Origin of the sequence: Phytopseudomonas daroniae, assembly GCF_004327275.1 — a bacterium.
GTDB lineage: Bacteria > Pseudomonadota > Gammaproteobacteria > Pseudomonadales > Pseudomonadaceae > Aquipseudomonas > Aquipseudomonas daroniae.
Genome location: NZ_QJUJ01000009.1, coordinates 242,072 through 251,486 on the forward strand (window position 1 = coordinate 242,072; position 9,415 = coordinate 251,486).

The 9,415-nt window shown below is 60.0% G+C and carries 8 protein-coding genes; 5 read left to right on the plus strand and 3 right to left on the minus strand.

Annotation, left to right across the window (positions count from 1 at the left end; all coding sequences use genetic code 11):
- Positions 1-70: 70 nt before the first annotated feature.
- The 3 genes from DNK10_RS20265 to DNK10_RS20275 all read left to right on the plus strand — a co-directional run bounded on the left by DNK10_RS20265 (position 71) and on the right by DNK10_RS20275 (position 2,991).
- Positions 71-1,120 carry a Gfo/Idh/MocA family protein gene (locus tag DNK10_RS20265; RefSeq protein WP_131192799.1) on the plus strand — a complete coding sequence of 350 codons (1,050 nt, stop codon included), beginning with the start codon at positions 71-73 and terminating at the stop codon, positions 1,118-1,120.
- Positions 1,121-1,164: 44 nt separating this feature from the next.
- Positions 1,165-1,998 carry a sugar phosphate isomerase/epimerase family protein gene (locus DNK10_RS20270; RefSeq protein ID WP_131192800.1) on the plus strand — a complete coding sequence of 278 codons (834 nt, stop codon included), beginning with the start codon at positions 1,165-1,167 and terminating at the stop codon, positions 1,996-1,998.
- Positions 1,999-2,109: 111 nt separating this feature from the next.
- Positions 2,110-2,991: a DMT family transporter gene (locus DNK10_RS20275; protein WP_131192801.1), complete on the plus strand. Its 882-nt coding sequence runs from the start codon at positions 2,110-2,112 to the stop codon at positions 2,989-2,991.
- Between the two features lie 89 nt (positions 2,992-3,080).
- On the opposite strand, the gene DNK10_RS20280 is transcribed toward DNK10_RS20275, so the two are convergent.
- Positions 3,081-4,457, minus strand: a complete 1,377-nt coding sequence (locus DNK10_RS20280; RefSeq protein WP_131182655.1) for an MFS transporter — start codon at positions 4,455-4,457, stop codon at positions 3,081-3,083.
- A 578-nt stretch (positions 4,458-5,035) separates the two neighbouring features.
- Between DNK10_RS20280 and quiC the strand changes: the two genes are divergently transcribed.
- Positions 5,036-6,943, plus strand: a complete 1,908-nt coding sequence (quiC, locus tag DNK10_RS20285; RefSeq protein WP_131192802.1) for a 3-dehydroshikimate dehydratase QuiC — start codon at positions 5,036-5,038, stop codon at positions 6,941-6,943.
- 91 nt (positions 6,944-7,034) lie between these two features.
- The gene (locus DNK10_RS20290; protein WP_131182657.1) at positions 7,035-7,706 is read left to right on the plus strand and encodes a TetR/AcrR family transcriptional regulator; all 672 of its coding nucleotides are present in this window, start codon (positions 7,035-7,037) and stop codon (positions 7,704-7,706) included.
- Between the two features lie 38 nt (positions 7,707-7,744).
- On the opposite strand, the gene DNK10_RS20295 is transcribed toward DNK10_RS20290, so the two are convergent.
- Together DNK10_RS20295 and aroQ are read right to left on the minus strand one after the other, a co-directional pair.
- Positions 7,745-8,602, minus strand: coding sequence for a shikimate dehydrogenase (locus DNK10_RS20295; protein WP_131192803.1), 858 nt, complete (start codon positions 8,600-8,602; stop codon positions 7,745-7,747).
- Between the two features lie 7 nt (positions 8,603-8,609).
- Complete coding sequence (gene aroQ / locus DNK10_RS20300) at positions 8,610-9,050, minus strand: type II 3-dehydroquinate dehydratase (RefSeq protein ID WP_131182659.1); 441 nt, start codon at positions 9,048-9,050, stop codon at positions 8,610-8,612.
- Positions 9,051-9,415: the final 365 nt, after the last annotated feature.

Consider the following 9,415-nt stretch of genomic DNA (forward strand, 5'->3'; position numbering starts at 1 on the left):
TGGAACTGAGTTCTAAATTATTTTGGAGAGCGCTAGGCTCATCCACAATAATCAGAAAAGGACTCGCGTTTTGAAGCCGCCACTGCGTATCGCCCTGATCGGCGCCGGAATCATGGGCCGGCAACATCTTCATCATCTGCGCCAATTGCCCGAGGCAGAACTCTGCGCCATCGCCGATCCAGGGCCGCAGGCGGTGCAGGTGGCGGATGAGTTCGACGTACCCTGTTTCAGCGACCTGCAAACCCTGCTCGACAGTCGCCTGGCCCAGGCGGTGATCGTCGCCAACCCCAACGCCGCGCATGTGCCGACCGCCTTGCGCTGCATTGAAGCTGGCCTGCCCGTATTGCTGGAGAAACCGGTCGGCGTGAGCCTGGCCGAAGTGCGTGAGCTGGTGGCGGCAGTCGAACGCAGCAGCGTGCCGGTGCTGGTTGGCCATCATCGACGCCACAATCCGCTGATCGTCAAGGCCCGTCAGTTACTGCAGGACGGTGCCCTGGGGCGCCTGACCACGGTGACTGCGCTGTGGCAGTTGCAAAAGCCGGACAGTTACTACGATGTCGCCTGGCGCCGCGAGCCCGGCGCGGGAATGCTGCTGACCAACCTGATTCACGATCTCGATCTGCTGCGCCATCTCTGCGGTGAAGTGGAGCAGGTGCAGGCCATCACCAGCAGCGCGGTGCGTGGCTTCGCCAATGAAGACAGCGCCGCGGTGATCCTGCGTTTCGCCAATGGCGCGCTGGGTAGCTTGACCGGCTCCGATGCGGTGGCGGCGCCCTGGAGCTGGGAGCTCACTGCTGGAGAAAATCCAGTTTATCCACGGCAGCCGGATCAGCCGTGCTATCTGCTGGCAGGTACCCGCGGAGCCCTGAGTATCCCGCAGCTCAAGCACTGGTCGTATGCGGACCATGGCGCCGGCTGGCACGAGCCGCTGCATGTACGGCACGAGCCTTTTGATGCCGATGAAGCGCTGCGCCAACAACTGACGCATTTCATCGCCGTTGCCCGCGGCGAAGTGCCGCCATTGGTGAGCGCTGCCGATGCCGGACGCACGTTGGCGCTGTATGAAGCCATCTGCCGGGCAGCCGCCGATGCCAGTGCCTGCGCGCCCGAGATCATCTGAGCAACGTCCAGATCAATTGCGGCTTTCGCCGCCGAGAGCATGTCATGAACAACAACGAACGCATCATTTCCCTGGCCAGCCTCACCGTCCTCGAGCTATCTCCACCGGAGATGGTCGAGGTGGCTGCCCGCACCGGTTACAGCCATGTTGGCCTGAGGCTGATTCCGGCAACGGAAGAGGAGCATCACTTTCCTCTGGTCGCCGATCTCGGGCTGCGTAAGCAGACCCTCCAGTGTCTGCGCGATACCGGTGTCCGCGTGCTGGATATCGAGATTCTGCGGCTGAAACCGCAAACCCGCTGCAGCGACTTCGAGGCAGTGCTCGAAGCCGGCGCCGAATTTGGCGCGAGCGAAGTACTGGTGGCTGGCAACGATCCTGACGAAGCGCGCCTGACTGACAACTTCGCCGAATTGTGCGACCGGGCAGCACCGTACGGCCTGTATCCTCACCTGGAGTTCATGCCCTGGACAGATGTCGCCAATCTGCAGCAGGCCGTGCGCATCATGCAGCGCGCGGGGCGTGACAATGGCTGCGTGCTGGTCGACGCCTTTCATTTCGATCGCTCGGCCTCGCGTCTGGAGGATCTGCAACAAGTGGAACCATCACGCCTGCGCTATGCCCAATTGTGCGACGTGGCCGGGCCGCGGCCCGATGATATGGCGGAAATTCTGCGTCAGGCGCGTAACGAGCGGCGTTTTCCCGGCGATGGTGATTGTGACTTGGCGGGGCTGTTGCGCTGTCTACCAGCCTCCGTTCCATTGAGTCTGGAAATCCCGACGCGGCATTTGCTGGAGCAGGGCATCAGTGCCGAGCAGCGGGCACAGTCGGCTATCGACAAGGCGCGGGCGTTACTGGCACGGTTACACACCCATCCATAGCCCATACTGGAGTCGACCGCGTCCGCTAAAGGCTGTTGAGCGGGGTTAGGCTGATCAGATAGTTAGTCAGCTATCGAGTATGATGGTGTCTGCTGAATCACGAGAGTTCGCATGAGTACCCCGAGTTCACTGTCAGGCGTCAACCATCCGCTCAAGGGCATCGCCCTGGTAGTACTGGCGACCTTTCTGTTCGCCAGCCATGATGCGCTGTCGAAATACCTGTCCGGTATCTACCCGGTGATCATGGTGGTGTGGGCGCGTTATGTCGTGCACACGCTGCTGATGGCCGGCATCTTCCTGCCGCAGTCCGGGTTGCGCGTGTTGCGCAGCAAGCGGCCTGGTCTGCAGGCGCTACGGGCAATCTGTTTACTGGGTTGCAGCCTGTTCTTCACCACGGGCCTGCTGTACATCCCGCTGGCCGAGGCCACGGCGGTCAACTTTCTCGCGCCGCTGATGGTCACGGCACTCTCGGTGCCATTGCTCAATGAGCGTGTTAGTCGTAGTCAGTGGGCGGCTGTGCTGGTCGGCTTCGGTGGGGTGCTGATCATCGTTCACCCGGGTGGCGACCTGTTCACACCGGCGATCCTGCTGCCGCTCTGCTCGGCGACCTGTTTTGCGGCCTATCAACTGCTGACGCGTATACTCAGCCAGTACGACACGCCCACCACCAGTAACTTCTTCACCGGCCTGCTCAATACCCTGGTGATGAGTTGCCTGGTGCCGTTCTTCTGGCAGTTGCCGGAGTTGCAGCACTTGCCGTTGATGCTGGCGCTGGGCGCTTGCGGCATGTTCGCTCACCTGATGCTGACCAAGGCCTTTCGCCATGCCGCCCCGGCGTTGCTGGCGCCGTTCGGCTATTGCCAGATCGTCTTCGCTGGTCTGCTGGGCCTGCTGATTTTCGGCCATGATCCGGAGGCCAGCGCCAAAGTCGGTATTGCCATCATCTGCCTGAGCGGCTTGGCCGCTGCCTACCAGCAGCGCAGCAAGCGTTGAGCCCAATGTTCACAGCAGGCTGATCGGCTGGGAGTAGAAATGAAAGAAGGCCCTTTAAGGGCCTTCTTTATTTGCATCTGTCGGCCTGTTCAGTGGCTGCTGGTGTTCAGGCTGCTCATACGGGCAGTTTCGTACTCGGCTTTGTCCATCGACTTGGCGCCCGGTTTGCCCAGGTCGGCCATCGGTACCCGATAGGTTTCCGGAGCGATAAAGGCCGCGATGGCGCACAGGCAGGTGATGCCGAATGCCAGGCCGCCGATCAGCAGCGGAACGTTATCCGAGCCGGGCGGTGCGAGCAGGGCGAACACCGCTGGCAGCATGGCCGTCAGCATGGTGCCGATGTTCTGGGCGATGGCCATGGCCGAAACACGGTAGCGGGTCTGGAACAGCTCCGGGTAGAAGCTTGGGAACACCGCGTTATAGCCCTGGTAAACCACGCCCCACATCAGCAGCGACATGATGAATGCCAGTGGCACGTTGCTGATGCTGATGGCGTACAGGTAACCGAAGGCCAGCAAGCCTGAGCCCAATGCACCGGTGATCATGGTCGGGCGCCGGCCGATCTTGTCGGAGAGGTTACCGACGAAGGGGATCACCAGCACGGCGACGATGTTGCCCACCACCGGAATCCACAGGTACACGCTCTTGTCGAAGCCGATGCCGTACGCGGGTTGTACCGCATAAGCCGCACCGAAGATGGTCGCCACCACCGGGATGACGTTCATCAGCGCCATCACCATGACCAGAACCATGTTTCTCCAGCTATTGGTGAACGCTTCGGCGATCGGCGACTTGGCGATCTTCTGTTTGTTCTCTTCGTTGACGAAGGCCGGAGTCTCATGAACTTCACGGCGGATGATGAAACCCGCCAGCAACACGAAGGCGCTGAGCAGGAACGGGATACGCCAGCCCCACTCGTTGAACGCTTCGCTCGGCATGAAGTAAGCCAGCGGCAGGAACACGGCCGCGGCGAGCACCTGGCCAGCCTGCACACCCTGCAGGGTGAAGCTGGCGTAGAAGCCTCGTCGGCCGAATGGCGCATGTTCGAGAATCATCGAACTGGCACCGGAAATTTCACCGGCTACGGCAAAGCCCTGTACCAGACGCAGCACTACCAGTAAGACCGGAGCCAGGAAGCCGATGTCGTGGTAGGTAGGCAGCAGGCCGACGGCCATGGTGGAGATGCCCATCAGGAACATGCACAGCAGCAGCACATTCTTGCGGCCACGGGTGTCACCCCAATGGCCAAGGACGACGGCACCGATAGGGCGGGCCAGGTAACCCACGCCGTAGGTGGCCAGAGAGGCGACGATGGCCATCTTCGGATCGCTGCTGGGGAAGAAAATCTGCGGGAAAATCAGCGCCGCTGCCTGGGCGTAGATGAAGAAGTCGTAGTACTCCAGAGCGGAGCCGACCCAGCCACTGGCTGTAGCTTTCTTGGCTTGTGAACTCGAGGGCTTAGCCATCATTGTCTCCGTTGTTATTAGAGCGCTGAGCGAACCGGCAGGTGAGTGCGGGTCGAGCATCGGCTTTAGGCGACCGGCCTTGGATCGGCACAGTCAGCCCGCTGTCAGGATTATCGAGTGGAGCGTCGCGAGTCAGGGGAAGACGTACGGGAGCGCCGCTGGCTGAGTGCGGGTCAAAAAGCGGGCGAATGGTATGTGGGGGCGCAGGGAGTGGGAAGTGAGCATGGTAGTACTCTTATTGAAATTGTTATGGATGAGGCAAGGCCGCTTGAGTGGTCTGCGCCAAGATGTGATAGCGCAGCGGTTAGAAATATGTTGTTGCAAATGGCGAAACGCAGTCAATTCGATAAACGGCCTTGTGTTCGATAAACGCACGGAATACTAACTGGTTCGTACACTTTGAATTGCCGCTTCCCGCGCGCGCGCGAATAATCGCTGCAGCCCCCGAAGAATCGGGCTGCCGGCTGATTGACGAACCTGTCTGGTAAGGTACGAAAGCCTTGTCGACTACGCTTGCTGGAGCCTGGCCGAGTCCATCACGCGATCCGCAGAGATCGCTATCTACAAGGAGCTGAAGTATGCATCGCTCGATTGCCACCGTATCCTTGAGCGGAACCCTGCCGGAAAAACTCGAGGCCGTTGCGGCTGCGGGCTTCGATGGTGTGGAGATCTTCGAGAACGACCTGCTGTACTACGCGGGTAGCCCGCGCGACATTCGCAAGATGTGCGCCGACCTGGGCATCGCCATCACGCTGTTCCAGCCATTTCGTGATTTCGAAGGTTGCCGTCGTGATCGTCTGCAGCGCAACCTCGATCGTGCCGAACGCAAGTTCGATCTGATGCAGGAACTGGGAACCGACCTGGTACTGGTGTGCAGCAACGTGGCGGCCGACTCCCTGGGAGACGAGGAAATTCTGGTCGATGACCTGCGCCTTCTGGGCGAGCGTGCTGGCGCGCGCGGTCTGCGCATCGGCTATGAAGCATTGGCCTGGGGTCGCCACGTCAACACCTACCAGCAAGTGTGGAACCTGGTTCGCCAGGCTGATCATCGCGCCGTCGGCGTTATCCTCGACAGCTTTCATACCTTGTCGCTGAAAGGCGATCCGGCCGCGATTGCCGATATTCCGGGCGACAAGATCTTCTTCGTGCAGATGGCTGACGCACCGATCCTGGCGATGGACGTGCTGGAGTGGAGTCGTCATTTCCGCTGCTTCCCCGGTCAGGGCGAATTCGATCTGCCTGGCTTCCTCGCGCCGATCATCCGCACGGGCTATACCGGCCCGTTGTCCCTGGAAATCTTCAACGACGGTTTCCGCGCCGCGCCGCCCCGTGCCAATGCAGTGGACGGGCTGCGCTCGCTGCTCTATCTCGAGGAGAAAACCCGTCAGCTGCTGGCCGCAGACGAACAGGCTCCGAATCTCGATATGCTTTTCTCCACGCCGCCAGCCAGTCGCTATCACGGCGTCGAGTTTCTCGAGTTCGCGGTTGATGAGTCAGCCGGCGCCAAACTGTCGGGCTGGCTCGAACGACTGGGTTTTGCCAAGGCTGGGCAGCACCGCTCCAAGGACGTCAGCCTGCTGCGTCAGGGCGATATCAATATCGTCCTCAATGCCGAGCCGTACTCCTTTGCCCATGGCTTCTTCGAGGCCCATGGGCCGTCTCTGTGTGCCACCGCATTGAAGGTCAAGGACGGCGCTTCGGCGCTGCAGCGCGCTCGCGATTATCGCGGCCATCCTTATCGTGGCCTGGTCGGGCCGAACGAGCGGGAAATTCCGGCGATGCGTGCCCCCGATGGCAGCCTGATCTACCTGGTCGATCAAGCCGAAGCCGGGCAGACCATCTACGACACCGACTTCAAGCTCGATCCGAACGTGGCGCAGACCGGCAGCCTGCAGCGCATCGATCACATGGCACTGGCACTGCCGGCCGATAGCCTGGACAGTTGGGTTCTGTTCTACAAAAGCCTGCTGGACTTCGAGGCGGATGACGAAGTGGTCTTGCCTGACCCTTACGGTCTGGTGAAGAGCCGCGCGCTGCGCAGCCGATGCAGCTCGGTGCGCCTGCCGCTGAACATTTCCGAGAACCGCAACACCGCTATCGCCCACGCGCTTTCCAGCTACCGCGGTTCGGGCGTGCATCACATCGCGTTTTCCTGCGAGGATATCTTCAAGGAAGTCGCGCGGGCCAAAGAAGCGGGCGTTCCCCTGCTGGACATTCCTCTCAACTACTACGACGATCTGGCCGCACGCTTCGACTTCGACGATGAGTTCCTCAGCGAGCTGGCTTACTACAACGTGCTCTACGACCGTGATGCACAGGGCGGGGAGCTGTTCCACGTATACACCGAGGCGTTCGAAGAGCGTTTTTTCTTTGAAATCATTCAGCGCAAGAATGGCTATGTCGGCTATGGTGCCGCCAACGTCGCCGTCCGCCTTGCGGCGATGGCCAAGTCGCGCAGTGGTAGCGTGCGTCAGGCGAAGCTCTAACCTGTGTGCCCTGGCGGGTGTCGGCTTGCAGCCCTCCACCCGCCGTCAGGTTGCAGGATGAACAATAAGAAAGGCCACGATGAGTACTTCTATGACCGTTACCTTTGAGCCTGCGGCCGCAGAACTGGCCGCAGCGCCCCGAAAGCCGCGCAAGAACAACCCGGAAAAGACCCGGGAGAACATTCTGCAGGCCGCTATTACCGAGTTCGTGCAGCAAGGGCTATCGGGGGCGCGCGTCGATGCCATCGCCGAGCGCACGGCGACATCCAAACGCATGATCTATTACTACTTCGGCAGCAAGGAGCAGCTCTATGTCGAAGTGCTCTCCAAGCTGTATGGCGATATCCGCAGCACCGAGCGGCGTTTGCATCTCGATGAACTGCCACCGCCGGACGCCATTCGCCGCCTGGTCGAGTTCACCTTCGACCACCATGACCGCAACTCGGATTTCGTGCGCATCGTCAGTATCGAGAACATCCACTACGGCGAGTACGTCAAGCAGTCGCCGGAAATCCGCCGGATGAGCAATGTGGTGCTGTTGACGCTGGGCGAAACGCTCAAGCGTGGCGAGAAAGAAGGGCTGTTCCGCGAAGGGCTGGACACCCTGGATGTGCACATGCTGATCAGCTCGTTCTGCTTCTATCGCGTCTCCAACCGGCATACGTTCGGCGAGATCTTCCAGATCGATCTGCCGGATGAGCAGGTCAAGCAGCGTCACAAGAACATGATCTGCGAAGCGGTATTGCGCTATATCACCTGCTGAAGCCAAGCCGGCCACTATTCATGGCCGGCTTGGAACCATCAACCGTTCATGCTGTGGAAGTGATCGAGCATACGCTGCGCATCAGCTTCCGCACCGCTGAACAGTTCGAATGCTTTCACCGCCTGGAACACCGCCATGTTGCCGCCGTCCAGTGTTCTGCAGCCGATGGCTCTGGCCTCACGAAGCAGTTCTGTCTCCAGCGGGAAGTAAACGATCTCAGCGACCCAAAGTGCCGGGCGCAGCAGCGCTTTGGGTATTGGCATGCCCGGAAGCTTGGCCATGCCCATGGGGGTGGTGTTGACCAAACCGTCGGCGCTTGCCACGGCAGATGCCAGGTCACTACCTGCTTGAGCACGCGATGAGCCGAAGTGCTCGTTGAGATTGGCTGCCAGGGCCTGGGCGCGTTCAAGCTCGACATCGAAAATGCTCAATTGCTCAACGCCTTCGCTCAACAGTGCATGAGCCACCGCGGCACCTGCACCGCCAGCGCCCATCTGCACGACTTGCCTGCGCTTTACACCGTCGAGGCCGCGGCGGAAGCCTTCCGAGAATCCCAGGCAATCGGTGTTGTGGCCGATGCGCTTGCCATCTTTGAACACCACGGTATTCACCGCGCCAATCCCTCTGGCTTCGTCGGACAGTTCATCGAGCAGGGGGATGATTGCCTGCTTACAGGGGAAGGTGATGTTCAGTCCGGTGAAGCTCATACGCTCGGCAGCGCTCAACAGGTCGGGGAGGGCGCTGCTGTCGAGCTGCAACTGATCCAGGTCGATCAGCCTATATAAGTAGCGAATCCCTTGAGCGTCGCCTTCATGCTCGTGCATGGCTGGTGTGCGGGAGGCCTGGATACCTGCACCGATGAGGCCGGCGAGGATGCTCGGTGTTTTGGTCGTCATGGGTGCATCATCCTTTAACGAGTTGGCTGAAGTGTTGTAGTGCTGCGCGATAGCCTCCGCTGCCCAGGCCGCAGATCACGCCGAGTGCGATCGAGGAGACGAAGGAATGGTGTCGGAAGGCTTCACGTTTGTGCACATTGGATAGATGCACCTCTATTACCGGCAGCTCGCTGGCGACCAGCGCATCGCGAATGGCTACCGAGGTATGTGTCCAGGCAGCAGGGTTGATCACGATGCCTGCGCAGCGGCCACGGGATTTGTGAATCCAGTCGATGAGCTCGGCTTCGTGGTTGGTCTGGCGAAACTCGGTAGCCAGGCCGAGTGTCTCGGCGGTATCGGCGCAAAGGCGGGATATATCGGCCAGGGTTTCATAGCCGTAGGTTGCCGGCTCGCGGGTGCCCAGCAGGTTCAGGTTCGGGCCATTGAGAATCAGGATGATGGGAGCCATGGTGCTTCCTGTTGTTATTGTGGGGTTGCTTATAGAGCTCAGCTAAAAATGTACTAACCGGTTAATTAGGTCAATCGACTCCAGGAAATGGCTGGGACAAAGCGTTCGATTATCGAGCTTTGGCTCATTACGCGGAAAAGCGTAAATAACCGTTGACCTGAGAACCAGGTTGCCTATAATGCGCACCACTTCCGGCGCGGCCTGATCTGAAAACTCCTTGTTAATCAGGTGGTTAGACGAAAATAAAGGTTGCACGGACGGCGAATTCGAGTAGAATGCGCCGGCATCGACAGGGTGGTTTGAGTGGCACTGTTGATGGCTCGATCAGGTTGGATCGAAAGCGGTTGAAGAGGTGGTTGACAGCG